The organism is Pseudomonas sp. UMAB-08, assembly GCF_900095225.1.
Classification (GTDB): Bacteria; Pseudomonadota; Gammaproteobacteria; order Pseudomonadales; family Pseudomonadaceae; genus Aquipseudomonas.
The window spans coordinates 57,220-84,017 of record NZ_LT607418.1 but is presented as its reverse complement, the minus strand read 5'-3'; the positions used below and the strand labels follow the sequence as shown (position 1 = coordinate 84,017).

Sequence of the window (26,798 nt, the reverse complement as noted above, 5' to 3'; positions counted from 1 at the left end):
GAGGCCAGTACATTCATGCGCTGAACCGACTCGACCTTGCCTTGTAATACCACCAGCAAGCGCGCCATCGAATCCTGCATGCTGGTCGGCGCGGGCTGAGGGTCCGCTAGCATCACAAGGGTATTGTTCAGCGCAGCCGCGATCGCTCGTTCACGCCGCGAACTGCCACTTAGCAGCACCCAGGCAACCAGAGCCGTCAAGATGACCCAAAGCCAATGCAGCCCGCCTATGTCAAACCCTCCAAGCAGTGCGCCAGTTGCCAGAAAAATCGTATTGATCAGATCACGGCCATGACCGCTCCATATAGTGCTCATAGTCATTGCACCCTTCTCGCCGGTCAGATCGCAACGCCCTGCTTGGGCTTCAACAGAAAGTGGGCGAGCGCAGGTAGCAAGATCAGCGCTCCGAGCATGTTCCAGACGAACATGAACGCCAGCAAAATACCCATGTCAGCCTGGAACTTGATCGGCGACCAGACCCATGTCGCTACCGCAATCCCCAAGGTGATACCGGTTAACACCACCACCTTGCCGGTGAAGATCAACGCTTTGTAGTAAGCCTCCGAGAGCGACATGCCCTCCTTCATCCGCGCCAGCGTCACGGTCATCACGTACAGCGCGTAGTCCACCCCTATACCCACCCCGAGGGCGATCACTGGCAAAGTGGCGACCTTGACGCCGATATTCAGCCATACCATCAACGCTTCACACAGTACTGAGGTAATCATCAGCGGCACCACCGCACAGACAACGGCACGCCATGAGCGAAAGGTAATGAACGCCAGCACGATCACCGCTGCGTAGACCAGGAACAGCATTTGAACGTTGGCTTTTTTCACCACTATATTGGTGGCGGCCTCTATGCCGGCGTTGCCCGCTGCATTGAGAAAACGGACCTCATCGCTGTCGTATTTAGCCGCGAACTCCTCCACCACGCCGACCACACTGGTCAAGGTGTCGGCTTTATGGTCCTTGAGGTAGGCATACACCGTGAGCAGGTCGCAGTTCTGGTTGAACATCTCACGCGGGGCGCGGGTAATGATGGCATTGAGCATGTCTTGCGAACGTGGCACCTCAAACCATTTGAGACTGCCTTCGTTCATCCCGGCGTTAGCCACCTTGGCAATACCTGCCAGCGAACTGATGGCCTCGACGCCAGGAAGTTTCTGCAATTCACGCGACAGCGCATCGACAGCCATCAGCGTGCTGTAGTGAGCACACGCGTATTGCGGCGTCTTGACCATGATGATGAACACATCACTGCTCGCCGCATAGTTGTCGACCATAAAGGCGTTATCAAGGTTGTAGCGCGAATCCGCACGCAGCTCCGGTGCGCCAGGATCGGTATCGCCAATTTTCAGATGGGAGCTCACCATCAGACCGATGATGCCTAAAGCCAGGCCCACGGCGACGGCCACGGTCGCCCAGAAACGCCGCGTAAACAGGTCGAGGAACGCCCAGAATGGATGCTTCCTGTGCTGCGTGTCGTTGCTTTCCAACAGCTCTGCCTTGAGGCTGCGCTTCGCAGCGGCGGGACTGACTCCCGTGTAAGAAAGCAGGATTGGCAGCAGCACCAGGTTAGTGAAAATCAGCACAGCAACACCGATGCTCGCCGTAACGGCCAGGTCCCGTATCACCTGGATGTCAATCACCATCAACACCGCGAAACCGACCGCGTCGGCCAGCAACGCTGTCATGCCCGCCAGGAACAAGCGTCGGAAGGTATAGCGCGCAGCTACCCATCGGTGTGTTCCACGCCCGACGTCCTGCATGATGCCATTCATCTTCTGGGCACCGTGGCTCATGCCAATAGCGAACACCAGAAAAGGCACCAGAACCGAATAGGGATCCAGCTCGTAACCAAGCGTAGGTAAAAGACCCAGCAGCCATACCACCGCGACCATCGAGCAGAACACCACCAACAAGGTGCTACGCAGGCAGCGGGTGTACCAAAAAAGTACCGCGGTGCAGATAACGATGGCTGCGGCAAAGAAAACCAGAACCTGTCTCAGGCCATCAATCAGGTCGCCCACGACCTTGGCGAAGCCAGTAATGTGAATCGCAATGTTGTCCGACTCGTACTTGGCGCGCAATTCTTCAACGCGCTGGGAGAGTGCGTGATAGTCAATCCGCTCGCCGGTTTCAGAAACTTTTTCCTGAAGGGGAACCAACACGATGCTCGACTTGTAGTTCGCCGCCACCAACTGGCCAACCTCACCGGAGCGCTCCACGTTGATTCGTACCTGCTCAAGGCTTGGTGCAGAACCATCATAGTCATCCGGGATAACCGGGCCGCCGTCCAAACCTTCTTCGGTCACGCCAGTCCACCGTACCGAAGGCGCCCACACTGACTTCATGTAAGGGCGATCGACACCCGGCAGCAGGAAGACTTCATCGCTGAGCTTGCGTACCGTTTCCAGATACTCAGCATCGAAAATAGTGCCGCTTTTAGATTCAACCGCGATGCGCAGAGTGTTGCCCATGCCCGACAGCTGCTTGCGGTTCTCCAGGAAGTTGACGATGTAGGGATGACCGGTCGGAATCATCTTCTCGAACGCAGCATTGAGCGACAACCCACGCGCCTGGTAACCCAGCACCAGCGTGATGAACAAACACAGTGCAACGATGACTATGCGGTTATTGAACAGCAACCGCTCACAGAGTGTTCCTGATTGTTTATCGAACGCCTGCAGGTCGCTTATGACAGCTTCCGAGGGAATACGCTGCGCATGATTCATTATTGAACTCCCGAAACTAATGTACCCGGCTCAATCCGGGACAACCCGCGCGCACCGAAAATGATCAGAGCACCCTCCGCTGACTCGACGACACCGCTGAGCCCGGCTTGCGTTTGGGTTTTGAGAGCCACAAAACTGCGGCCGTCGTCAGTACTGCGAAGCAGTCGTCCACTTTCGTCAGCGAGCAGCAAAGAACCGTCGTGGAGTCGTTTTGCGGCGGTAAGTGTCACCGATTGCTCCGGTGCTACCCGCTGCCAACTGGCCCCGTGATCCGGACTGCGCCAGGCATTGCCGCGTAGACCGTAGGCCAACAGCGCATCGCCATCGAGTTTCAGCACACCGAAGAAGGTGCCTTTGTAGGGGGTGGAGATCTCACTGAAATGGTTGCCACCATCTATTGAGCGAAACAAGACGCCTTGCTCACCGGCAATCAGCAATTGTTGATTATTGATCTGCACCTGATAGAGGTGTTTGCCGCGCGGGTTAGGGATTCGTCCAACCAGCGACTGCCAGCTTTGGCCGCCATTGGCAGTAGTCAGCGCTATGCCGTAAGCACCCACCACATAGCCATGCTGCTCATCACTAAACCGCACGCTCAAAAAAGGCTTGTCCGGACCATCGCTGACCAGAAACCCGGCACTCCGCACCTCTGCGGCAGCGCCCTCTTGGCCGGCATCGGCGCGCTGACGGGCATCGTCGAGAATCACCTGCGCGACTTTCTGGCCGTCAAGCTGACGCTGCCAGGTTTCGCCGGCATCGCTGCTGTGCAAGACCACACCACTGTGCCCCACCGCCCAACCTTGGGTTGGCGTTGGGAAGTCCACATCGGTCAGCAGCACGCTCACCGGCACGCTCCTGGCTTGGCGCCATGAATGCCCCGCGTCGTCGGAAAGCAGTACGCTGCCGCGCTCGCCAACAGCAACCAGACGCTGGCCTGCCTGGGCCACGGCCAGTAACAAACCCTGGCGTGCCCGTGTGTTCTGTTGTGCAGGAAGGTCGAGCACATCGGGCACGACCGATTGGCCTGCTGCAACGCAAAGATTGGTCTGGCAGGAAAAACAAAGTGCGGCGACGGCAACAGCCATCCACCTTTTGAGCGCATTCAACATGTGCATCTGACGTACTCGAATACATCCTTCTGCCCGGATCTCAGCGTCAAGCGCTGCATCGATGAGGCAAAAAAATGATGAGGAGAGACTGTCGCCACTGGGACTGGGGGCTCAGTGGCGACACTGCAAACGCGTGATTTAACGTACGCCTTCGGCACCCACCGAGTCGCCGGTGAAGTAGGTCTCGGGCTTGCGTCCGACCACATGGAACATGGCCTCGTTAAGTGACTGCGATGAGCTCATGGTATTGGCCTGCAAGTTGAATACATGCGCAGGCTTGAGTTCCAGCATCGGCACGGATGGCAACACGAACGGCGTCACTTGAGTGGTACGCCACAGCTTGCCTTCACTGTCATAGCCATCCATCAGCAGTACCATCCAGGAGTCTTCGTCGAGGTAGTAACGACGCTTGGGCACCGCATGACGCTTACCCGCAGCGACTGTTGCCTCCACTTCCCACACGCGGTGCAGTTCCCAGCGCACCTTGTCAGGGTTCAAATGGTGCTTGCCGTAGGCCTGATCCAGCGAAGCGGTGACCACTTCATTGGTGTTGTAAGGTACGTACATCTCCCGCTTACCCACCAACTTCCAGTCATAGCGGTCGACATGCCCCATCAAGCCCATGACTTCATCGAAGTAGTTCGCACCTGACGCCACGAAGTCAGGCGTGTCATACGCCACTGTCGGTGCTCGGCGCACACGACGCTGGCCGACCAGGTACTGCCATGCCTGACGTGCCTGACTGAGGTTAGTACTGTCGCGAAATACCAGAGACTCCCCGGCCTTGAAGGGCGGCGCAATGGTGCTGAAACGCTGCAGGAAGTACTCACCGCTCCACTTGTCTGCCGAACCATCCTTGTAGTAATACGGGTATTGGTTGGATTGATCATTCATTGTCGCCATGGCCCGCGAGCCATCGGAAGTCAGAATGATGTTTTTGAAGTTGGAGACTTCAGTGGCTTCACTTTCGACGCGCAACAGGTGGTTCCAAATAGCCTCAACACCTGATTTTGGAATCGGGAACGGCACGCCGCCATAGCAACCCTGCAAGGACATGCCATTGTCTTGAACCTTGCACTGGGTGGCATTTTTCATCGTATTGTCATAGACATACTGCGGCGCTGCCGCCGTGCGATGAGTGGGGTAAACATCCAGGCGAAAAGTATCAGGGTACTTTTTCAGCAACGCTTGAGTGCCTTCGGACAATTTATCCGCGTACGACCCCATGTTTTGCGCCGTCACTTTGACCAGTGGTTTCTCATCCGCAAACAACTTAACGGGGATATCACCGACTTTCTCACTGGACGCCGACAACGCTTTGATTCCGCTCCAGGCCGGGATACTGCCGTCCTTATTTGCCGACATCTCTCCGCCGAGCGGTGTCAGGCTGTTTTTAAGGTGCGCAGCTTCGTCTGCGCTCACGGCAGCCTGTGCCATCTGCGTGGTTATAAAGCCGGCAACCAAAGCCGCCCATAAAACGGTTTTCTTATACATTGTGGTACCCCTCAAGCGGGAAAAAATTCGAACTTAAAAAGTGCGTTGAACCGACAACGAAATGAAATCACGGTCGCCGTGGAAGTTCTGGTAAGAGAGTTCGGGTACGCTGGTGTCGTACTTGATAACCGAGCCAGCAGGCCCGTAGTAATGCGTGTAGTTGAGGCTGGTCTGCCAGGTTTTCATGTAATCACCTTTCAACCCAACGGTGACGTTGCCACCATGCTCTGAGGGCATTAGCACGCCGTTGACTGCAGATCGGCCAGAAATCCCGTAGCTCACACCGATTGGAGCCTGTAGATCCAGTCCTGGAGCAACCTGAAAATATTCGGGCGTGAAGATGAATTGCAGCGCACTTGCATCACGCGTTGCCGAAGGGTCCAACTGATCTCGATTTTCAGTGACACTCAAGAGTCGGTTAAAGGCAAGTTCACCGATAACGGAGGCGCCATCCCAAAACGGCGTAGCCGCCAAAACATCAATGGCTGACAAGTTAGCATGCAGAGTGCGGCCCACAGGGAAGGCTGCTCTGCTGTCGCCATTTGCGCCCAGGCTGGCGGGCACGATCACCGTATTCCCGGAGGCTACCAACGGCATGTTGCTACGGAAAGAAACTTCACCAGCGATGTTGGCTTCACCGACCAAGGTACTAAAACTAGCGCCTATCGTACGGATATTCTCGGCGAAGACCTCCTCGTAAGAACCGGTATCAGGGTGAACATAGAACTGAGGCATCTTGTCGTGGAACTGCGCCGCGTAAATACCGTATTCCACATCGCCAGCACTAAACTTGAGTTGGACGCCGCCCTGCCCCGAGTTTTTGGCATCGATATCATGCCCCCGCGAGAACGAGACCCCCGGCCCCATGATTAGCGACTCACCGCCGTCATCAATGAAGTCGGCAAAACTGAAGTAACTGCCTGCGGCGGGCAAACGGCTTTTGCGCCATTCCAACTGGTAATAGGCGCCAACGGACACGCTTGAATTGATCTGCAATTGCCCAGAGAGTTGATCGATTGGCCTGAGAATTTCCTTGAACTGAGAGTTGGGAACTGACAGCGCCTTGATCAAGTCGAGCGACGTTTGCGCCGCTGCAATACCGTTACTGCCAAAGAACAGGCTTTCGCCGTAGAGCTGAGTAAAACGACCGGCCTTGACGTTGAGCTGCATATCCGCGGGGGTAAAACTACCGTAAACGAACGAGTCCAACATCTCTGCGTCACGCCCCTGCAGTTTCCGGGTATCGTGAGTGAAATGGTCGTAACTGACAGAGCGCGAATTCACCAACGCGCCATTGAACGCGCCTGGGTTGTCGTTGGATTGGTTATAGACATCGTCATACCAGGCTGCGCCACTGAGGCGTAAGCCGAAATTGCGCTTGTAGCGGATGTCGAACTCTGACAGTAGATCGAGGCGGTTGGAAATAAGCCCGCGGTCAAAGTTAAGGTCACCGTCGTTAGTGTTAGCCTGAACCCCGATTGAATTGTCAGCGACATCGGAGTTTGCACTGCGAACCCGCCATGCAGCGCTGTATTTTACGGTGTTATCCAATGACATCTGGACGTCTGGATTACCGGAATCGATCTGAAATGCATAGGTTGCACTGCTCATCGACAATCCAGCGAGTACGCCAAGTGCCAGGGCTGATCGATAGCGAAAGGAAGCATTTGGTTGATAGGTATCGTTACCCATATCGTCTCCTCGATTTTTTTTGTTTTTGTAATTTTCGTGCTGACGCCGCGAACATTGGCTTCGCGCTTACCGACAGACGATGTGCACGAAACTATTGTTCTTGAGGGTTACCGTCCAATACCAAAAACCTGCCCATCTGATACCTATTAGGTATCTCTATGCTTGTTATGGCTTGTCGTGGTGGAAGGTCTCCAACTCAGGTTCGGGCCGTGGTGAAACACAGGCATCAGGAGGATCAGCTGATCGAGCATTGACGGAGCACGCTTGATGGTTCTTTCAGCGCGCTCAACCAGCCAACGTGATCGTGGCAAAATTTATTAGTTGAATGCGTGGGACTCCCATACCATGAACGCCTCCCCTCAGTGCCTCCCGTGTACTGAGCAATCACCCGAAAGGTTTGCCTCACATGGATCTACGCCATATTCGCTACTTCATCGCTGTTGCGGAGGAACTGAATATGCGCCGGGCATCCATCCGCTTACACATCTCCCAGCCTCCGCTGACGCGACAGATCCAGCAGTTGGAAGATGAGTTGGGCGTACAGTTATTCATTCGCACACCACGCGGCATGGAGCTGACTCAGGCCGGTGAGTTGTTCCTCGCTGAAGCCCGCAATATTCACTCCGTGGTTGAGCAGGCAACCGAGCGCACGCAGAGAGCCGGTCAGGGGAAGCTGGGCAAACTCGATATAGGGATCTTTGGCTCGGGCATTCTGGATACCATCCCCAAGTTGCTATTGGCATTCCGCAACACCCATCCAGACGTAAACATTGTTTTGCACAACATGAACAAGGACGAACAAATTGAAGCCTTGCGTCAACGTCGAATCGACGCGGGCTTCAATCGATTTATCACGCCGTCATCCGACATTTCCAATGAGCTCGTTATCACGGAAAAGCTATTGTTGGCAGTCAACGAAAATCATCCTTTGGCACGCGAAACCATCGTCCCGTTTCACTGGCTGGCCAATCATCCATTGATCTTGTTTCCCACGGGTTCGCGTCCAAACTTTGTCGATAAAGTCATGAGCATGTGTGAAAAAGCGGGGTTCATCCCACAGGTAGCACAGGAGGTGGGGGATACCGTGACCGGAGTGGCCTTGGTGGCAAGTAACTTTGGCGTCTGTCTGGTGCCTGAGTCGGCCTCAGTGCTTGCTCTGCCGGGCGTGGTTTACCGGGCCCTGAGCGAGGAGCCCGATAACGCCCAGGTCGACTTGAGTTGTATTTACCGGACCGATGACCGTTCTCCGATTCTCAGTTCATTTCTAGAGATCGTTCGGGATTTTCGCACACGAAGAACGCCTTGATCGGAGTCCTCCGTTTACGCGGGATGAAATGGCGGAAGGCAGCGGGAGTCGAACCTGCCCGGGAACGGATGCCGTCCCCAACCGGGTTTGAAGCCCGGCCGCGCCACCGGGCGCGATTGCCTTCCTTGAAGTCAGTCTCCGGGGCTCTGTGCCAGGGCATTGTCCGGGCGAATACGGCGCTGGTCGCCGAGCCGTCGGGTCAAGCCAATACGGTCGAAAAACTCGAGAATCTGGATACTTCGCTTGCGGCCGATGCCCACTGCATCGCGAAACGCGGCTGCCGGGATGACGGGGTTATCTGCAGCCAGTTGCAACAGCATAGCTGCCAGTCGGCGCACAGTGGCCTCAGTGTAAAACAGGTCGCGTACCACTTGATGCACCTGCCCCAATCGCGCCAGTTTGCGCAGCAGTAAGCGCACGGCCGCTTCGTCATGATGAGTCGCATTGGCCAGATCGCGGACCCAGGGCGAGTCGAAACCCGCCTGTTCGAACAGCGGCTTTAGCTGCAGCCACAGCACCTCGTCTTCTTCGCCCAGACGCACCTGGTGTTCGGGTAAATGCAACCAAGGGCCACTGGCGGCAATGGCGCCACCAGCCAGCAATTCGTCGAGCAGGCTGATGAAGGTCGGTCGGTCCAGCGGCATGCCTGCGAATCGACGCAAGCGATCGCGGTCCGGCCCTAATTGGTCGGGTTCCAGTTGATGAAAGCGCGCGAGTTGCTCTAGCACCTGGGCTTTCTGGGCCTGCCAATGGGCATCGCTGAACAACCGCGGCCCCTGGCGCGTGGCAATCACGAGGACATCGGTCGGCAATTGCCACGTGGCGCGCAGGCGATTGAACTGGCGCTCAAGGCGTTGTGGGTCCAGGCCAATCTCGCTGTTAGCGAGCAGCGTCGGCAAAACCTGTTCCAGCGTATCGGTGTCGGTCAAGGCTTGCAGCTGTGCCAGCCGGGCCGGACTGCGCCGCTGGCGCGCCGGTGCAAACGGGTCGAGCACCCGCCCCCCGCCAAGGGTGCGTTGGGCGCTCTGGTCACGCAGGACCAGATGATCACCCTTCACCGCCTGCAATGGCGCATTCACCAACAATTGCGCGAACATTCGGTGCCCTGGTGCCAGGCTTTCACCCTCCAGTAATGCGACCCGGCCGATGACATCTTGAGTGCCCAGGTGTACGTGCACCGGGCTGAAGTGTGTAAAGGCGCGCGTCTCGCTGGCAAGCAGTTGCATGTCGATGTCCAAGCGCTGGGTGGGCGCATACAGCCACTCGGCCAGCAACCAGTCGCCACGGTGGATCTGCTCCAGTGCCAGGCGCTCGGCGCTCAGGTTTAACGCCAACCGTTGCCCGGCCCATCCTTCGACGGCGGCCCGGTTCTGCGCATGCAGACCACGCACCCGTACGGGCTTGCCAGATGCGCCCAGCAGCAGCGTGTCGCCCACTGTCACCCGTCCGACCAGGGCCGTCCCAGTCACCACGATGCCGGTCCCGGCAACGCTAAAAGCGCGATCAATCGCTAGGCGAAAACCGCCATCGGCACTGCGCTGCTGAACGTCACGCTGAGCCTTCAGCAATGCCTGACGCAGGGTCTCGATACCCTCTCCGGTCAGGCTCGACAATACGATCTGCTGCCCGCCAACATAGGGCCCGGGCGCCAGCAACGCTTCGACCTCGACCTGGGCCGCCTGCACCCGGGCCGCATCGACCCGGTCGCACTTACTGATCGCCACCAGCACCCGAGGGATGCCGAGCAGCTCGATGATCGCCAAATGCTCGCGGGTCTGAGGCATCACCCCGTCATCCGCAGCCACCACCAGCAGCGCCAGGTCAATGCCCTGGACACCGGCGAGCATGTTGTGGATGAAGCGCTCATGACCGGGCACGTCGATAAAGCCGGTAAGCGCCGCCCCGGACTCCAGCGCTGCGTAAATGAAACCCAGGTCGATGGTGATGCCACGCTCGCGCTCTTCCCGGCGGCGGTCACCGGACTGACCGGTCAGGGCCTTGAGCAAGGCGGTCTTGCCGTGATCGATGTGCCCTGCTGTGCCGACGATCACCCTGCCCGGCCCTCCGCTTGTAGTTGGTCAAGCTGGGCTAACCAAGCCGCCTCATCGTCCAGCTGGCGCAGGTCTAACCATAGGGCGTCGTCGTCGATGCGCCCGAGCACCGGAATGGGCAAGCCCCGCAATGCCGCCTCCAGACCGTGCAACCGCCGCCCGCGCAGCCGTTTAGGCGAGTGCGGTGTCAGGCACAAGGCGGCGCTGGGCAGTCGGGCCAGGGGCTGGCTGCCGCTGCCGATCATGCTCAGCGCTGGCAACACCGCGACACCCCAGCCGTCGCCCAACACGTGCGCCAGTAAAGGGCGCAAGCGTTCGGCCTGAGCGAAGATTTCGGCCTGTGGACGGGTGAGCAGGCGCAAGGTGGGCAGGCGTTCAGCCAGGCGGTCGGGGTCGCGGTACAAACCCAGTACCGCTTCGAGGGCGGCCAGGGTCAGTTTGTCCACCCGCAACGCACGCTTGAGTGGGTTCTTCTTGATTCGCGCGATCAGGTCCTTGCGGCCTACGATCAATCCGGCCTGGGGGCCGCCCAACAACTTGTCACCGCTGAAGGTCACAATATCGGCGCCGTCAATCAGCGCCTGACGCACCGTGGGTTCTGCGGGCAGGCCCCAGCGGGTCAGGTCCAGCAGACTGCCGCTGCCCAGATCTTCGAGCAATGGCAGGCCGTGGTGGTGGGCCAGTTGCGCGAGTTCGGCGGTCGGCACCTGAGCGGTGAACCCCTGAATGCTGTAATTGCTGGTGTGCACGCGCATCAACAGGCCGCTACGCGGGCCAATGGCGGCTTCGTAGTCACGAGCATGGGTGCGGTTGGTGGTGCCCACTTCATGCAGCTTGACCCCGGCCCGGGCCATGATGTCGGGGATGCGAAATGCGCCGCCGATTTCGATCAGCTCGCCACGGGAGATAATGCCTTCTTTGCGCGCGCCTAGACTGTTGAGCGCAAGCAAGACAGCGGCGGCGTTGTTGTTGACCACCGTCACCGCTTCCGCGCCGGTCAGTTCGCGAATCAGGCCTTCAATCAAGTCGTCGCGGTCGCCGCGCTTGCCAGTTTCCAGGTCGAATTCCAGATTGAGCGGATAGCGCGCAGCTTGTTGCACGGCCTCGATGGCTTCCTCCGGCAACAGCGCCCTACCGAGATTGGTGTGCAGCACCGTACCGGTAAGATTGAACACCCGTCGCACCCGACTGGCGTGCTGGCTTGCCAGGCGCTCGCCTGCCCTGCCCACCAATACCGGCGCCGTGAGTTCAACCGCATCAAGTTGACCCCGTTGTACCGGTTCGCGCAGGTCATCAAGCAATTGCCGCAGGGTGGCGAGCACTGCATCGCGACCATACCGTTCCGCCAGCGGCTGGCAGGCGGGGCTGCGCAGCAGACTGTCGATCGAGGGCAGGCGCAAGGCGCTGGAGGCAGGACTGGACGGCATTCAGGGCTCCGGGAGTGACGCGGAAGTGAGTCCGTGTATACAGAAAACCTGAGTGTAGCCGCTGTGTTCAACCTCCCCCCGGCGCGAGCATCAGGTTCGGCGCCTGGCGTTGGTAGCCGTCCAGGTCCAGACGCATGTCCAGCGTCAGGCTGGTCAGGTCCGCTGAAAGCGCCTCGGCTTCTGCATCATTTTCCAGGTAGAGCAGTTTCAGGTAACTGTTGCAGCCGGGACAGATTTCAGCCCGCAGTGGCGCCTGGTTGGCTGCATAGCGGTCATCTTCGAAACTGACGTACTTCAGGCCCTTGCTCTGCTCGCAGTAGATGCATTTGACCCGAACCACATGCCATTCGCATGCACACAACGCACACACCAGATAGCGCAATCCGTTGTACTTGCCTCGGTGGCGAATCACCCCCGCCATGCCTGGCGAACCGCAGGCCGGGCATTGGCCGAGACTGTCGCAGGGCTTCAGGTCCATGGGTGGCATGTGCAGCAACCAGTGACTCCAGGCGGCCTGCAAGGCGGCACCGAGAAACGGTACCAGCGCTGCGGGCAATCCCTCAAACTGGCCGCTGAGCAACGCAATGGCCCACGCCTTGCGCTGCCCTGCACTGCCGTTGCGCAAGGTCGCGATGGCTTTTTGCACGGGCGGTTGGGGCGGTACCTGATAACGCAGCAGCAAGGCATCCAGATACGGCTGCCAACCGTCCTCGCGCACCAGACTGTCGGCGGCCAGCGGCGGCAAGCCGTGTTGCTGACATAAAAGCACGTGCCCGGGGTCTGGGGCTGTGGCTGACGGCGGTTGATCCAACAGGCTCTGCTGGACGCGGCAAAGAGTGGCGATCAACGCCAGATAGTCGGCCAGCGGATGCCCACGGGCCACCTGCTCCAGACGTTGGGCACGTAACGTGAACAGATTGTGCGGTGGCAGGTACAAAAACGGCGGCGCACTGGCTGACGCTTCGATCTGTCCGGGCTCAAGTATCGTGCTCAAAAGTCATCCCTTTTTTGTTATAGGGCGGTCGGGACGCTCAACGCGGCTGTCATCGCGAGTCACCTCGCGGTACCAGAGCTCATGGTGTTTCTTCGCCCAGGCGCTACTGACCCAGCCATGCAGCATGGCGTTCACCGAACCCTTGATCCAGATGCCCGCATAGATATGCACGATGATGCTCAGTATCAGCGCAAAGGCTGCCACGGCATGCAGCAGCATCGCCAGGCGAATGGCCGTGATACTGAAGTAGTTGCTGAAATACACCCGCCAGATCACCAGACCGCTGAGTAACAGCACCCACATGCAGATCAGTAAAGTCCAGAACAGCAGCTTCTGCCCAGGGTTGTATTTGCCGATTGGCGGTACACCCTCCTCTTCGTTACGCATCACACGGTTAATCCGTTTGAGCCACAGGCGGTCGTTGGCGATAAAGAAGTTAGCCCGCCAGAAGCGGATAACCAGCCCCAGAAACAGCAGGAACATCAGGACGCCCATGAAGGGGTGCAGGATGCGCGTCCAGGGTCCGCCGCCAAACAAGTGACTGAGCCAGAACAGCGCCGGATGGAACAGTGCCAACCCTGACAGGGCCGCCATGAAAAACAGAATCGCTACCAGCCAATGATGGGTGCGTTGATTGGCGGTGTAACGCAGGATCGGTTTGTGATTCATGGTCTGTCTTCCCCGCGAGAGCCTGGGTTATGCGGATCATAGACATGCACGGCCGGGTCGACCTCGTGCACGCTGGGGTCCTTGCCTGCCTGATGTTCGTCTTCCTCGACCCGCTGCGGGCCAATGCGCACGTAATGGAAAAATCCCGCCAGTACCGCCGCGCCCATGGCCAGTAATGCCAGGGGTTTGCTCACGCCTTTCCAGAGGTCCACGAATGGACTGATCACCGGGTCCTTCGGCAAGCCCGCGTAGAGCGAAGGATCGTCGGCGTGGTGCAGCACGTACATCACATGGGTGCCACCGACCCCGGAAGGATCGTACAGCCCAGCGTGCTCGAAGCCCCGAGACTTGAGGTCCACGATGCGTTCGGCGGCATGCTCTTTCATGTCCTCCTTGCTGCCGAACACGATGGCTCCGGTCGGGCAGGTCTTGACGCAGGCGGGCTCCAGACCTACTGCCACCCGGTCCGAGCACAGCGTGCACTTGTAGGCCTTGTGATCCTTCTGCGAGATGCGCGGGACATCGAAGGGACAGCCGGTGATGCAATAGCCACAGCCGATGCAATGGTCCTGGTTGAAGTCGACGATGCCGTTGGCGAGTTTGACGATTGCCCCCGGGCTCGGGCAGGCCTTCAGGCAGCCAGGGTCAGCACAGTGCATGCAACCATCCTTGCGGATCAGCCATTCCAGGTTACCCGCCGTGTTTTCATGCTCAGTGAAGCGCATCAGCGTCCAGGTCTCGGCGCTGAGGTCATGGGGGTTGTCGTAAGTCCCGTGGTTGTGACCGACCTCGTCGCGCAGCTCGTTCCATTCCGAACAGGCAACCTGACACGCCTTGCAACCGATGCACTTGGTGGTGTCGATCAGCTTGGCCACTTCCTCTTGTTGACGCACCGAAGGCGGTACGGTGGTGGTGGCCGAACGGGCAATAATGTCTTGGCTGGCCATTTAGAGTTTCTCCACGTTGACCAGGAATGACTTGGATTCCGGGGTCTGGGTATTGCCGTCGCCGAGGAATGGCACCAGGGTATTGGTCAGGTAGCCATGGCGGGTGAGCCCGGTAAAGCCCCAGTGCAGCGGGATGCCGATATGGTGCACCGTCTGATTGTTGACCTGCAGCGGTCGAATCCGTTTAGTCACCACCGCCACCGCCTCGATATGCCCGCGCTTGGAACTGACCCGCACCCGGTCGCCCGCGACGATGCCCTTCTCCTTGGCCAGGACTTCACCAATCTCGACAAATTGCTCGGGCTGGGCAATCGCGTTGAGCCGGCAATGCTTGGTCCAGAAGTGAAAGTGCTCGGTCAGCCGGTAACTGGTCGCGGCGTAGGGGAAGTCCTTGGCCGTTCCGAGCGAGTCCCAGACCGAATCGAAAATACGAGCAGCCGGATTGCTCGTGACCTTTTTGTTGTCGGGGTGCAATGGGTTGATGCCGATAGGCGTCTCGAACGGCTCGTAATGCTCCGGAAACGGTCCTTCGGCCATTTTGTCGATGGCAAAGAAACGCGCTACCCCTTCGGGGTTCATGATAAAGGGGTTCATGCCCGCTTCTGGCGCCACATCGGCCTTGTAGTCGGGAACGTCAGTGCCGGTCCAGACCTTGCCGTTCCACCACAGCAGACGCTTGTTCTCGGCCCAGGGCTTACCCTGCGGATCGGCCGAGGCGCGGTTGTAGAGAATGCGTCGGTTCATCGGCCAGGCCCACGCCCAACCCAGGTGCTGCTTCATGCCATAAGGATCACTGTTGTCGCGGCGGGCCATCTGGTTACCCTGTTCGGTCCAGCTGCCGCAGAAAATCCAGCAGCCCGACGCGGTGCTGCCATCGTCCTTGAGCTGGGCGAAACCGCCCAGTTGCTGGCCGCTCTTGATTGCCGCGCCGCTGGCATCGGCGAAGTCAGCGGTAGCGCTGCCATTGATTTCCCGGGCGAGCTCTTCTGGTGATGGCTCGTCCGGAATTTTATAGGGCCAGCCGAGCTTGAGGATCGGGTCGGGAAATGCACCGCCGTTAGCCTGATAGCGTTGGCGCAGGCGCAGGAACAGCTCGGTCATGATCTGCACGTCGGTGCGGGCTTCACCTGGGCCGTCGGCGCCTTTCCAGTGCCATTGCAACCAGCGACTGCTGTTTACCAGTGAGCCGTCCTCTTCGGCGAAACAGGTGGTGGGCAAACGAATCACTTCGGTCTGGATACTGGCAGTATTGACGTCATTGTAGGGTCCGGCATTGCGCCAGAACTCCGAGGTCTCAGTCGCCAATGGGTCCATCACCACCAGCCATTTGAGTTTGCCCAGTGCGGCGGTCACCCGGTTTTTGTCGGGCAACGCAGCGATGGGGTTGAAGCCCTGGCACATATAGCCGTTGACCTGGCCCTGGCCCATCATGTCGAACATTTTCAAGATGTCGTAGCCGGGGATGTCGAGTTTAGGCAGCCAGTCATAGCCCCAGTGGTTTTCTGCCGTGGCGTTGGCCCCATACCATGACTTCATCAGGCTGACGTGGAACTTGCCGTAGTTCTGCCAGTAGGACAACTGCCCTGGACGCAACGGTTTTAGCGCACGCTTGGCAATATAAGCGTCGTAGTCCTGTTCGCCATCACTCGGCAGTGTCAGGTAGCCGGGCAGTGAATTTGACAAGAGTCCCAAATCCGTCAGGCCCTGGATGTTGGAGTGCCCGCGCAAGGCATTGACCCCGCCGCCAGGCATGCCGACGTTGCCCAGCAACAGTTGGACCATGGCCGCACTGCGGATCATTTGTGAGCCGACCGAATGCTGGGTCCAGCCCAAGGCGTAGAGAATCGTCATGGTCTTGCCCGGTTGCGAGCAGGTGGCGATCTCGGTCCATATCTTGACCATGGCGTCTTGCGGCATACCGCAGATCTGGCTGGCCAGCTCCGGGGTATAGCGGCTGTAGTGGTGCTTCATCAACTGATAGACGCAGCGCGGGTCTTGCAGGGTTGGGTCGACCTTGGCAAAGCCGTCCTCACCGAGTTCGTAACCCCAACTTGATTTATCGGTGTAGGTGCGTTTGGCCGCGTCGTAGCCGGTGAACAAGCCGTCTTCGAAGCCAAAACCCGCCTTGACGATGAACGACACGTCCGTATAGGCCTGCACGTATTCGTGCTGGATCTTGTCTTCAGTCAGCAAGTAGTTGATCAGCCCACCCATGAACGCTATGTCGCTACCGGTACGGATCGGCGCGTAATAGTCGGCCACGGAGGCGGTACGGGTAAACCGTGGGTCGACCACAATCAACCGCGCATGGTTGTGCGCTTTGGCTTCCGTTACCCACTTGAAGCCGCAAGGGTGAGCTTCGGCAGCATTGCCGCCCATGACCAGGATCAGGTTCGCGTTGGCGATATCGGTCCAGGTATTGGTCATGGCTCCACGGCCGTACGTCGGGGCAAGACTTGCCACCGTCGGACCGTGTCAGACACGCGCCTGGTTATCGAACCCCAGCATGCCAAGGCTGCGAATGACCTTATGGGTCAGGTACCCGGCCTCATTGGACGCCGCAGAGGCCGCAAGAAAACCCACCGACAGCCAGCGGTTGACAGTCTGGCCTTGGGCATTCTTCTCGATGAAGTTGGCATCACGGTCCGCCTTCATCAGGTCGGCGACGCGATCGAGCGCTTCATCCCAGGACACCCGCGTCCACTCGTTGCTGCCCGCCTTGCGCACCTGCGGGTATTGCAAACGGTCCGGGCTATGGATGAAGTCCAGCAGGCCCGCGCCTTTGGGGCACAGGGTGCCTCGGTTGACCGGATGGTCGGCGTCGCCTTCGATGTGGATGATGTTTTGCGCGACGTTCTTGGCCGAATCGCCCTGGCTGTACATGATCAAGCCGCAGCCCACCGAACAATAGGGGCAGGTGTTACGGGTTTCATGGGTATGGGCCAGCTTGAAGTGACGCACTTGCTCGGCGAAGGCTGGCTCAGGGGCCATGCCCAGCGCGGCCAGGCTTGAGCCGCCAAGTCCAATGGCGGCGACCTTGAAGAACTGACGACGGTTGAGATCCATCGTGTACTCCTGATCAGGTGGAGGACACTCTGGACGTGGCCGGGGTGTCTTGGACGATCACGGTTGCGTCGACGGCGCGGCCGCCGACACTTGATACTTTAGTCAAGATTGCAAACGCTGTAATGAAACCGGATCGCCGGTGATCGCCAACTGCCAGCCATCCCTGATCAAGGTGCTGGATATCAGAAGTTCGCGGGGGTGTTCGCGCTGATGATCTCGGCCTCGTCCTGCCCGATGTTTTGAAACCGGTGAGGCAAGGTGGTGGAGAAATAGTAACCGTCACCGGCATTGAGCACGCTGACTTGGCCATCAACCGTCAACTCGACGGTGCCGCGTGTCACCAGCCCGCACTCCTCACCTTCGGCATGCACGATGGGTTCCTCGCCGGAGCTCGCGCCTGGTGCGTATTGCTCACGCAAAAAACGCATCTGCCGGCTCCCCACGGTCGCACCTATGAGCAACAGACGCAGGCCATTACGGCCCAGATCGGGTTGTTCATTGGCGCGGAAGACGTAGCGGTCTTCCCGAGGGGGTTGGTCGAAGGTAAAGAAATCAGCCAGTGACATGGGTATGCCGCCGAGCAATTTCTTCAGAGAACTGACTGAAGGGCTTACACGATTCTGCTCAATCAGGGAGACCGTGGCATTCGTGACGCCGCTACGCCTGGCCAGCTCGCGCTGAGACAGTTTGTAGCTTTCACGTACTAATTTGAGTCGTGTCCCCGTGTCCATGGCAGCCTTATGTGAAAAATACTCAAAGGGTAGAGCGTCGAGTATTAAATCACGTTTGTTCATAGAGCTCAGCCGATTGCATAAGTGGCCGACAAAAAGAACGGCGGCCTGCGTTGAGCGGGCCGCCGCAATCAATGTGTGCTAGATGCCGAACCGGTCACGCATGGCGTAATACGTGGCGCCCAGGGCCGTAAGTGGAACCTGGAACGCCCTGCCACCCATCATCGGCATGTGCGGGAGGGATGCAAACGCGTCGAAGCGCTCCGCGTCACCGCGAATCATCTCCGAAATCAGTTTCCCGGCCAGGTGCGAGCAGGTCACGCCATGCCCGCTGTAGCCTTGCATGTAGTAGGCATTTTTTTCAACGCGACCGAATTGAGGCATGCGGGACATGGTCAGCAAGAAGTTGCCTGTCCAGCGGTAATCAATTTTGATCCCTTTCAACTGTGGAAACGTCTTGAGGATTTTTGGCAGGATCAGTTGTTCGATGTCTTTCGGCTCGCGGGCACCGTAAACCACACCACCTCCGTAGAGCAGGCGGTTGTCCGCCGTGAGCCGGAAGTAATCGAGCAGGTAGTTGCAGTCTTCGACACAGTAATTGTGGGTGATCAGGCTCTTGGCCACTTTCTCCGACAACGGCTCGGTCACGACAATTTGTGAGCCGCACGGCATGCTCTTGCGCGTCACGCGTGGGTCCAGGTCTTCGTTCAGGTAAGCGTTGCCCGCAATCAGCAGGTACTTTGCTCTCACCTGGCCTTTGGCCGTGCTCACAACGATAGGCTCGCCGTAAGCGATGTTGATCGCGGCCGACTGCTCGAAAATTTTCCCGCCCAGCCGAATGATGGCCGCCGCTTCACCCAGCGCCAGGTTCAACGGATGAACGTGCCCACCCGACATGTCGAGAAGGCCACCGACATAATTGTCAGTACCGACTTCTTTAGCGATGTCGGCGGCACCGAGCATCCGCAGTTGCTGGTTGCCGTAGCGTTCCCAATGACTTTTTTGCCCTTCAAGACCTTTGAGTTGCTTCTTGTTGAGCGCAGCGAAAATGCCGCCTTGGCGGTAATCGCATTGGATGTCGTACTGCTTGATTCGCTGGCGGATGATGTCTCCACCCTCGAAAATCATGCTTCCCAGCACTTGCGCGGTTTTGTCGCCGTAACGCTGTTCGATGACATCGACATCACGGCTGTACGAGTTGACCAACTGACCGCCGTTGCGACCGCTCGCCCCGAAGCCCACTTTGGCACTTTCGAGGACGGTCACGCTGTAGCCTGCTTCGGTCAGAAACAGCGCCGATGACAAGCCGGTGTATCCCGCGCCGATCACACAGACATCGCATTCGATAACCTGGTCAAGAATCGGGAAATCGCCGACGTTGTTCCGGGTCGTGGCGTAGTAGCTATTTACGTAAGGTTGCATGATTGAATTCCTCGGCGGGACACACACCTGTGCATGTGTCCGCCTTTTTCAAGAGGTTTAAAGCTTGATCCAGGTTGCCTTGAGTTCGGTGTACTTATCGAACGCATGCAATGACTTGTCTCGACCGTTGCCCGATTGCTTGAATCCGCCAAAGGGCGCGGTCATATCGCCGCCGTCGTACTGGTTGACCCAGACACTGCCGGCCCGAAGACCTCTGGCAACGCGGTGAGCCTTGCTCAGGTCCCGCGTCCAGACGCCTGCCGCCAAACCAAAGATGCTGTCGTTGGCAATGCTCAACGCTTCTTCGACCGTGTCGAAGGTGATGACCGATAGCACCGGGCCGAAGATCTCTTCCCGGGCAATGGTCATCGCGTTGGTCACACCCTCGAAAATCGTCGGTTCGATGTACAGGCCGCCGGTGTCCTCAAGAATTCGATTGCCGCCCGCGAGCAACCGGGCGCCCTCCTTCTTGCCGACTTCGATGTACCTGAGCACGGACTCAAGCTGACGCCCATCGACCACGGCGCCGACGGTCGTCGACGGGTCCAGTGCATGCCCAGGCGTCCAGGCTTTTAGCGCGTCGACCACCATCGGAATGAACTGATCCTTGATCGACCGCTCGACCAATAACCGTGAACCGGCCGTACAGACTTCGCCCTGGTTGAAGGCAATGGCACTGGCCGCCGCCTGCGCTGCAGCGTGCAAATCGGGAGCATCGGCAAAGACGATGTTAGGGCTTTTGCCACCCGCTTCGAGCCATACACGTTTCAGGTTGCTTTGTCCGGCATAGATCAGCAGTTGCTTGGCGATAGCGGTGGAGCCGGTAAACGCCAGTACATCAACATCCGCATGCAACGCCAGCGCCTTGCCGACCGTATGACCGAAACCCGGCAACACGTTGAAGACACCCTTGGGTATCCCCGCTTCCAGCGCCAGTTGGGCAATCCTGATCGCCGACAGTGGCGACTTTTCAGACGGTTTGAGAATAAAGGAGTTGCCTGCAGCCAGCGCCGGCGCAAACTTCCAGCTGGCCATGATCAGCGGGAAGTTCCACGGCACGATAGCAGCCACTACGCCCGCAGGTTCTCGGGTAATCAGCCCCAGTTGGTCCGCTGGCGTAGGGGCGACCTCGTCGTAAATCTTGTCGATCGCCTCTGCGTTCCATCGGATCGCGTTAGCAGTCGCTGGCACGTCGATGGCCAGGGCGTCGCTGATGGGTTTACCCATGTCGAGGGTTTCCAGCAGCGCGAGTTCCTCTTTATGGGCGAGGATCAGGTCGGCGAAACGGATGAGAATCCGCTTGCGCTCTACCGGCGCGAGCCCTGACCACACGCCTGATTCGAACGCCCGGCGAGCGGCCTGTACCGCGATGTCGGCATCGGCCACGTCGGTGCTTGCGACGTTCGCCAGAAAGCGCCCGTCGACCGGGCTATTACTGGCGAACGTTTCGCCGCTGGCGGCCCAGCAGTATTGGCCGTCAATGAATGCCCGACCTTCAAGGGTGAGTGACTGGAAGTACTGCTCCCAGTCGCTGCGATTTTTGACCATTTTTATAAACTCAACGCAGAGAATGTTGGCGAGCGTCAGACCGTGTGCAAGTACCAGTTGTACTCAAGGTCTGAAATGGAGTTCTCAAACTCGGCGAGCTCGCTCTCCTTGCACGCAACAAAAACGTCGATGTACTTGGGGTCGATGTAGCGCGCCAAAATCTCGCTGTCATCCAGCTCACGCAATGCATCGCGCAGGTTGTTGGGCAGGCTTTGCTCGTTCTGTTCGTAGGAGTTGCCTTCAACAGGCTCACCCGGTTCGATCTTGTTGGTCAGGCCGTGATGCACACCGGCAAGGACCGCCGCCATCAACAGATACGGGTTGGCATCCGCGCCCGCCACCCGGTGTTCGATACGCACGGCATCCGGGGAACCAGTCGGTACTCGAATCGCCACAGTCCGGTTATCGACCCCCCAGCTTGGAGAGTTCGGCACATAGAACTGCGCGCCGAAGCGACGGTACGAGTTTACGTTCGGGCAGAGGAAAGCCATCGAGGCCGGCAAGGTTTCCAGCACGCCACCAATGGCATGGCGCAGGATCTCGCTTTTTTCCGGGTCGTCGCAGGTAAAAATGTTTTTGCCGTCTTTGTCCAAAATAGAAATATGCACGTGCAGCCCGTTACCCGCTTGTCCGGGATACGGTTTGGCCATGAAGGTGGTGTCCATTTCATGGTCATAGGCGATGTTCTTGATCAGGCGCTTGAGCAAGACCGCGTAATCGCACGCCTTGATCGGATCAGCGACGTGATGCAGGTTCACCTCGAATTGCGCAGGCGCACTTTCCTTGACGATGGCATCCGCGGGGATACCTTGCTCCTTGGCACCTTCAAGAATGTCTTGCAGGCAATCAACGTATTCGTCCAGATCATCGATCAGGTATACCTGAGTCGAATGCGGACGTTTGCCGGAGATAGGCGAGCGTGGAGACTGCGGACGACCGTTCACGTTCTCCTGGTCAATCAGGTAGAACTCCAGCTCGAAGGCGGCGCAGATGGTCAGGCCCATCTCATCGAATTTGCTGACGACCTGACGCAGGACTTCGCGAGGGTCGGCGAAAAACGGCTGCCCTTCGAGTTCGTGCATGGTCATGAGTAGTTGAGCAGTCGGACGTTTTTGCCACGGTTCGTCGCAGAGGGTGTCAGGGATCGGATAACAGATTCGGTCGGAATCACCGATATCCAGACCCAGGCCTGTGCTTTCCACCGTAGAGCCGTTGATATCCAGGGCAAACAGGGAGGCAGGCAGGTTGATACCTTTCTCGTAGACCTTGTGAAGACTGGTGCGCTCGATGCGTTTGCCACGCACCACGCCGTTCATGTCCGCAATCAGCAGGTCAACGTACAAAACCTCAGGATGTTTCTTAAGGAATGCGTTCGCTTCATTGAGCTGAACGGCACGCAGGGGTACCGACATGTTGGAAGACCTTTATTGTTAATAATAATATTCACCGCCCTTTCACTACTCCAGTCAATCCGAAAGGATTTAGGAAGTCAACGGGTATTATTTGCGCAATATCGAACAGTAAGGATATTTTGTGCGAAATCTTTTACAGAACGGTTGTTAATTAAAATCAACATGGCTAAGCTCCGGAAAAGCTCGTTCAAGCGTATTTTTCGAGGTGATAAAAATGGCAATCAAGCCATTGGTTGGTGTGACTGCGTGCGTCAAAGACATTGGGCTGCATGCCTATCATGTGAGCGGAGACAAGTACTTGCGTGCTGTGTGCGTCGCCGCGCAAGGGCTTCCCGTCGTTATTCCGTCCCTGGCGGAACTGACTGATATAGACGGGTTGCTGGAACATTTGGACGGCCTGCTGTTTACCGGTTCGCCCTCAAATGTTGAGCCGTTCCACTATCAGGGCGCAGCAAGCGAAGCGGGCACCGCCCACGATCCCCAGCGTGATAGCACCACCCTTCCCCTGTTGCGTGCAGCGGTGGCTGCTGGCGTTCCAGTGCTCGGCATTTGTCGAGGTTTTCAGGAAATGAACGTGGCGTTTGGCGGCAGCCTCCACCAGAAAGTGCACGAGACCGATACGTTCATGGATCATCGCGAAGCCGACGATTCAAGCCTGGAAGTCCAATACGGTGTCGCCCATACCGTGCACGTGCAGCCTGGCGGGGTATTCGAAGCACTCGATCTGCCCCCCGTTATCCAGGTCAATTCAATTCATTCCCAAGGCATTGACAGGCTGGCACCCGGTTTACGGGTCGAGGCCACCGCCAGCGATGGACTGATCGAGGCGATCTCAATCGAAGGCAGCAAAACCTTTGCCGTCGGCGTGCAATGGCACCCGGAATGGCAGGTGCTATCGAACCCTCCTTACTTGAGTATTTTCCAGGCGTTTGGCGACGCGTGTCGGCAGCGCGCTGCGCGTCGAAGCGTGCGCTGACGGCTCGATCTCGACCGCACAAGACAACATTCAACGATCCAGACGTCACTGTGAAGTGGACTGTGCATGTGCACGTCCCTCATGGCGGCCACCCCGGTACTAACGACAAAACAAGATGCAGCATTGGGCGGCAGGGACAGCTGCGCCGGATAAACCCGCCTCAAGCGGGTTTGTAATCAACCTATTAAGTCCGGCCGTATTGGCCAGACTGCTAACACCTGTTGGGAGTTTCACATGGCTATCGCCTCCAGCATTTACAGGAAGGCTCTTGAAGGCAATCCGCGCCCTAAAAAGGTGCTGGTTAAAATTGATCGCGTAACCAAGAAGTTTGACGAGACGATTGCCGTGGACGATGTGTCCCTGGAAATCCATCAGGGTGAAATTTTCGCTCTGCTCGGTGGTTCAGGTTCTGGCAAATCCACGCTCTTGCGCATGCTGGCAGGTTTTGAGCGCCCGACCGAAGGGCGAATCTACCTCGACGGTGTGGACATCACTGACATGCCGCCCTACGAGCGGCCAATCAACATGATGTTCCAGTCTTACGCGTTGTTCCCGCACATGACTGTGGCCCAGAACATTGCGTTTGGGCTTAAGCAGGACCGACTTCCCGCAGTTGAAATCGAAGCCCGCGTAGAAGAAATGCTCAAGCTGGTGCATATGAGCCAATACGCCAAGCGCAAGCCCCACCAGCTCTCGGGGGGACAACGTCAGCGTGTTGCCCTGGCACGCTCACTGGCTAAAAGGCCCAAACTGCTGTTGCTCGACGAACCGATGGGCGCATTGGATAAGAAGCTGCGTTCGCACATGCAGCTGGAGCTGGTTGAAATCATCGAGCGGGTCGGCGTGACCTGTATCATGGTGACGCACGATCAGGAAGAGGCCATGACCATGGCCCAACGTATCTCCATCATGCACCTGGGCTGGATCGCCCAGACCGGTAGCCCGGTCGACATCTACGAAGCCCCCGCCAGCCGCCTGGTGTGCGAATTCATTGGCAACGTGAATGCGTTCGACGGCGTCGTGGTTGAAGACCAGGAAGGCTACGCGGTCATCCAGTGCCCGGATCTGGCACAGAACATCTACGTCGGCCATGGGATCAGTACATCGGTCGAAGACAAGACCATCACCTATGCCCTTCGCCCGGAAAAGCTGCTGGTGACAACGATAAAACCCGACGCCCGGTACAACTGGTCCGAAGGCAAGGTTCACGACATCGCCTATTTGGGCGGGCACTCGGTGTTTTACGTAGAACTGCCCAGTGGCAAGATCGTTCAGGCGTTCATGGCCAATGCTGAGCGCAGAGGCGCGCGTCCGACCTGGGATGATGCGGTCTATGTCTGGTGGGAGGATGACAGCGGCGTGGTATTGCGCTCATGAGCACTATTAACCAGCGGATTCAGAAACTGATACCCAGCGGGCGCCAAATGGTTATCGGCGTCCCCTTCATATGGCTATGCCTGTTTTTCGCGCTGCCGTTCTTCATCGTGATGAAGATCAGCTTTTCCGAAGCAGCGTTGGCCATTCCACCCTATACAGATATTTACACCTTCGCCGAGCAGAAGTTTCAACTGCTCCTGAACATGGGCAACTATGCCCTGTTGACCAATGATGAGCTGTACCTCTCGGCGTACCTCGGCTCATTGAAAGTGGCCTTCTTCAGTACGCTGATGTGCCTGCTGATCGGCTTCCCGATGGCCTACGCCATTTCCAAAGCCCGAAAGGAAGCACAGACCGTATTGTTGCTGCTGATCATGATGCCGACCTGGACGGCGATCCTGATCAGGGTTTACGCCTGGATGGGCATCCTGAGCAATAACGGTCTGTTGAATGCGTTTTTGCTTTGGACCGGTCTGATTCAAGAGCCGATAGAGATATTGAACACCAATACCGCTGTGTATATAGGCGTGGTGTACGCCTACCTGCCCTTCATGGTCCTGCCGCTGTTTGCCAACCTGGTCAAGCATGATCAGAGCCTGCTCGAAGCAGCCTCGGACCTGGGATCAAGCACGCTCAACAGCTTCTGGAAAATCACCCTGCCCCTGGCCAAGAACGGCATCATCGCCGGCTGCATGCTGGTGTTCATTCCCGTGGTCGGTGAGTTTGTCATTCCCGAGCTACTGGGCGGGCCGGAAACCCTGATGATCGGCCGTGTGTTGTGGCAGGAGTTTTTCAACAACCGTGACTGGCCTGTCGCCTCTGCACTCGCAGTGATCATGCTCGCCATCCTGATCGTGCCCATCGTGCTCTTCAACCGTAGCCAAGCCAAAGAGATGGAGGGACGGGCATGAACCGTTTCGGATTTTCAAGACTGATGCTGGTGCTTGGCCTGATGTTCATTTATCTGCCAATGCTGATTCTGGTGATTTTCTCGTTCAACGCCTCCAAACTCGTCACCGTCTGGGGTGGATGGTCCATTCACTGGTACGCGGGCCTGCTCGACAACAAGCAATTGATGGGCTCCGTCGCCCGGTCCCTTGAAATTGCCTGCTACACCGCAGTCGCCGCCGTGATCCTCGGAACTCTGGCCGCCTTTGTCCTGACACGCGTCACGCGCTTCAAGGGACGCACGCTGTTTGGTGGCCTGGTAACGGCGCCACTGGTCATGCCGGAAGTGATCACCGGCCTGTCGTTGCTGCTGCTGTTCATCGCGATGGCCCAGATACTGGGGTGGCCTCAGGAGCGAGGCCTGATGACAATCTGGATAGCCCACACCACCTTCTGCTCCGCGTATGTAGCGGTGGTGGTTTCGTCACGCCTGCGTGAGCTGGACCTGTCGATCGAGGAAGCGGCCATGGACCTGGGCGCGCGCCCCTGGAAGGTGTTTGCGCTGATCACCATCCCCATGATCGCGCCGTCACTGGCAGCGGGCGGCATGATGTCCTTCGCTTTATCGCTGGACGACCTGGTACTCGCCAGCTTCGTTTCGGGCCCAGGCTCGACAACGTTGCCAATGGAGGTTTTCTCTGCGGTACGCCTTGGGGTCAAGCCCGAGATCAACGCCATTGCGAGCCTGATTCTGCTGACGGTCTCTTTCGCCACGTTCCTGGTCTGGTATTTCGGCCGCAGGGCCGAAGCCAACCGCAAAGTCGCGATTCAGGAAGCCATGGAGCAGACCGCGAGCGAGTCGTGGACACAGCCAGAACAGAAAATGGCAGAAGCGGTTGCCTAGGCAGCCGCAGTTCCGTGACGCGCCACTGGATAAAAAAAAGAAATTGGA

At 58.0% G+C, this 26,798-nt stretch carries 19 protein-coding genes and 1 tRNA gene; 5 read left to right on the top strand and 15 right to left on the bottom strand.

All coding sequences use genetic code 11. The features are described 5' to 3' along the window. Positions 1-337 precede the first annotated feature (337 nt). From K0F75_RS10220 to K0F75_RS10205, 4 genes are all read right to left on the bottom strand, one after another. Positions 338-2,737, bottom strand: coding sequence for an RND family transporter (locus tag K0F75_RS10220; protein ID WP_219061752.1), 2,400 nt, complete (start codon positions 2,735-2,737; stop codon positions 338-340). Beyond that, on the bottom strand, positions 2,737-3,852 hold the full coding sequence (locus K0F75_RS10215; protein WP_219061751.1) for a YCF48-related protein: 1,116 nt from the start codon (positions 3,850-3,852) through the stop codon (positions 2,737-2,739). Before K0F75_RS10215 ends, K0F75_RS10220 begins: the two co-directional genes overlap by 1 nt. 132 nt (positions 3,853-3,984) lie before the next feature. Continuing rightward, positions 3,985-5,340, bottom strand: a complete 1,356-nt coding sequence (locus K0F75_RS10210) for a DUF1329 domain-containing protein (protein ID WP_219061750.1) — start codon at positions 5,338-5,340, stop codon at positions 3,985-3,987. Between the two features lie 33 nt (positions 5,341-5,373). Further along, positions 5,374-7,032, bottom strand: a complete 1,659-nt coding sequence (locus tag K0F75_RS10205) for a DUF1302 domain-containing protein (RefSeq protein WP_219061749.1) — start codon at positions 7,030-7,032, stop codon at positions 5,374-5,376. A 406-nt stretch (positions 7,033-7,438) separates the two neighbouring features. Between K0F75_RS10205 and K0F75_RS10200 the strand changes: the two genes are divergently transcribed. Continuing rightward, positions 7,439-8,338, top strand: a complete 900-nt coding sequence (locus K0F75_RS10200; RefSeq protein WP_219061748.1) for a LysR substrate-binding domain-containing protein — start codon at positions 7,439-7,441, stop codon at positions 8,336-8,338. A gap of 29 nt (positions 8,339-8,367) precedes the next feature. Here the strand turns inward: K0F75_RS10200 and K0F75_RS10195 are convergent. The 11 genes from K0F75_RS10195 to K0F75_RS10145 all read right to left on the bottom strand — a co-directional run bounded on the left by K0F75_RS10195 (position 8,368) and on the right by K0F75_RS10145 (position 22,605). Further along, positions 8,368-8,463: transfer RNA gene (locus tag K0F75_RS10195), tRNA-Sec, on the bottom strand. 6 nt (positions 8,464-8,469) lie between these two features. Further along, the gene (gene selB, locus K0F75_RS10190) at positions 8,470-10,389 is read right to left on the bottom strand and encodes a selenocysteine-specific translation elongation factor (protein ID WP_219061747.1); all 1,920 of its coding nucleotides are present in this window, start codon (positions 10,387-10,389) and stop codon (positions 8,470-8,472) included. Then, the gene (selA, locus tag K0F75_RS10185) at positions 10,386-11,816 is read right to left on the bottom strand and encodes an L-seryl-tRNA(Sec) selenium transferase (protein WP_219061746.1); all 1,431 of its coding nucleotides are present in this window, start codon (positions 11,814-11,816) and stop codon (positions 10,386-10,388) included. Before selA ends, selB begins: the two co-directional genes overlap by 4 nt. A gap of 67 nt (positions 11,817-11,883) precedes the next feature. Beyond that, entirely contained in the window at positions 11,884-12,810 is a 927-nt protein-coding gene (gene fdhE / locus K0F75_RS10180; RefSeq protein WP_219061745.1) for a formate dehydrogenase accessory protein FdhE, read from the bottom strand. Positions 12,811-12,813: 3 nt separating this feature from the next. Then, positions 12,814-13,479, bottom strand: a complete 666-nt coding sequence (locus K0F75_RS10175) for a formate dehydrogenase subunit gamma (RefSeq protein ID WP_219061744.1) — start codon at positions 13,477-13,479, stop codon at positions 12,814-12,816. Beyond that, entirely contained in the window at positions 13,476-14,426 is a 951-nt protein-coding gene (gene fdxH, locus K0F75_RS10170; protein ID WP_219061743.1) for a formate dehydrogenase subunit beta, read from the bottom strand. Before fdxH ends, K0F75_RS10175 begins: the two co-directional genes overlap by 4 nt. After that, the gene (gene fdnG / locus K0F75_RS10165; protein ID WP_219061742.1) at positions 14,427-17,492 is read right to left on the bottom strand and encodes a formate dehydrogenase-N subunit alpha; all 3,066 of its coding nucleotides are present in this window, start codon (positions 17,490-17,492) and stop codon (positions 14,427-14,429) included. A gap of 182 nt (positions 17,493-17,674) precedes the next feature. Then, positions 17,675-18,223, bottom strand: a complete 549-nt coding sequence (locus K0F75_RS10160; RefSeq protein WP_219062030.1) for a cupin domain-containing protein — start codon at positions 18,221-18,223, stop codon at positions 17,675-17,677. Positions 18,224-18,364: 141 nt separating this feature from the next. Continuing rightward, positions 18,365-19,645 (bottom strand): FAD-binding oxidoreductase, encoded by a 1,281-nt coding sequence (locus K0F75_RS10155; protein WP_219061741.1) that lies wholly within the window; start codon positions 19,643-19,645, stop codon positions 18,365-18,367. Positions 19,646-19,702: 57 nt separating this feature from the next. Next, positions 19,703-21,193, bottom strand: coding sequence for an aldehyde dehydrogenase (locus K0F75_RS10150; RefSeq protein ID WP_219061740.1), 1,491 nt, complete (start codon positions 21,191-21,193; stop codon positions 19,703-19,705). Between the two features lie 35 nt (positions 21,194-21,228). Next, the gene (locus K0F75_RS10145; protein WP_219061739.1) at positions 21,229-22,605 is read right to left on the bottom strand and encodes a glutamine synthetase family protein; all 1,377 of its coding nucleotides are present in this window, start codon (positions 22,603-22,605) and stop codon (positions 21,229-21,231) included. A 214-nt stretch (positions 22,606-22,819) separates the two neighbouring features. Here K0F75_RS10145 and K0F75_RS10140 point away from each other — a divergent pair, with 214 nt between their 5' ends. The 4 genes from K0F75_RS10140 to K0F75_RS10125 all read left to right on the top strand — a co-directional run bounded on the left by K0F75_RS10140 (position 22,820) and on the right by K0F75_RS10125 (position 26,750). Beyond that, on the top strand, positions 22,820-23,581 hold the full coding sequence (locus tag K0F75_RS10140; protein WP_219061738.1) for a gamma-glutamyl-gamma-aminobutyrate hydrolase family protein: 762 nt from the start codon (positions 22,820-22,822) through the stop codon (positions 23,579-23,581). Between the two features lie 234 nt (positions 23,582-23,815). After that, positions 23,816-24,958: a polyamine ABC transporter ATP-binding protein gene (gene potA / locus K0F75_RS10135; protein WP_219061737.1), complete on the top strand. Its 1,143-nt coding sequence runs from the start codon at positions 23,816-23,818 to the stop codon at positions 24,956-24,958. Positions 24,959-24,987: 29 nt separating this feature from the next. Beyond that, a complete protein-coding gene (locus tag K0F75_RS10130; RefSeq protein ID WP_219062029.1) occupies positions 24,988-25,869 on the top strand; it encodes an ABC transporter permease subunit in 882 nt (293 codons plus the stop codon). Beyond that, a complete protein-coding gene (locus K0F75_RS10125; RefSeq protein ID WP_219061736.1) occupies positions 25,866-26,750 on the top strand; it encodes an ABC transporter permease subunit in 885 nt (294 codons plus the stop codon). The genes K0F75_RS10130 and K0F75_RS10125 overlap by 4 nt, the downstream gene beginning before the upstream one ends. The last annotated feature ends 48 nt before the right edge of the window (positions 26,751-26,798 follow it).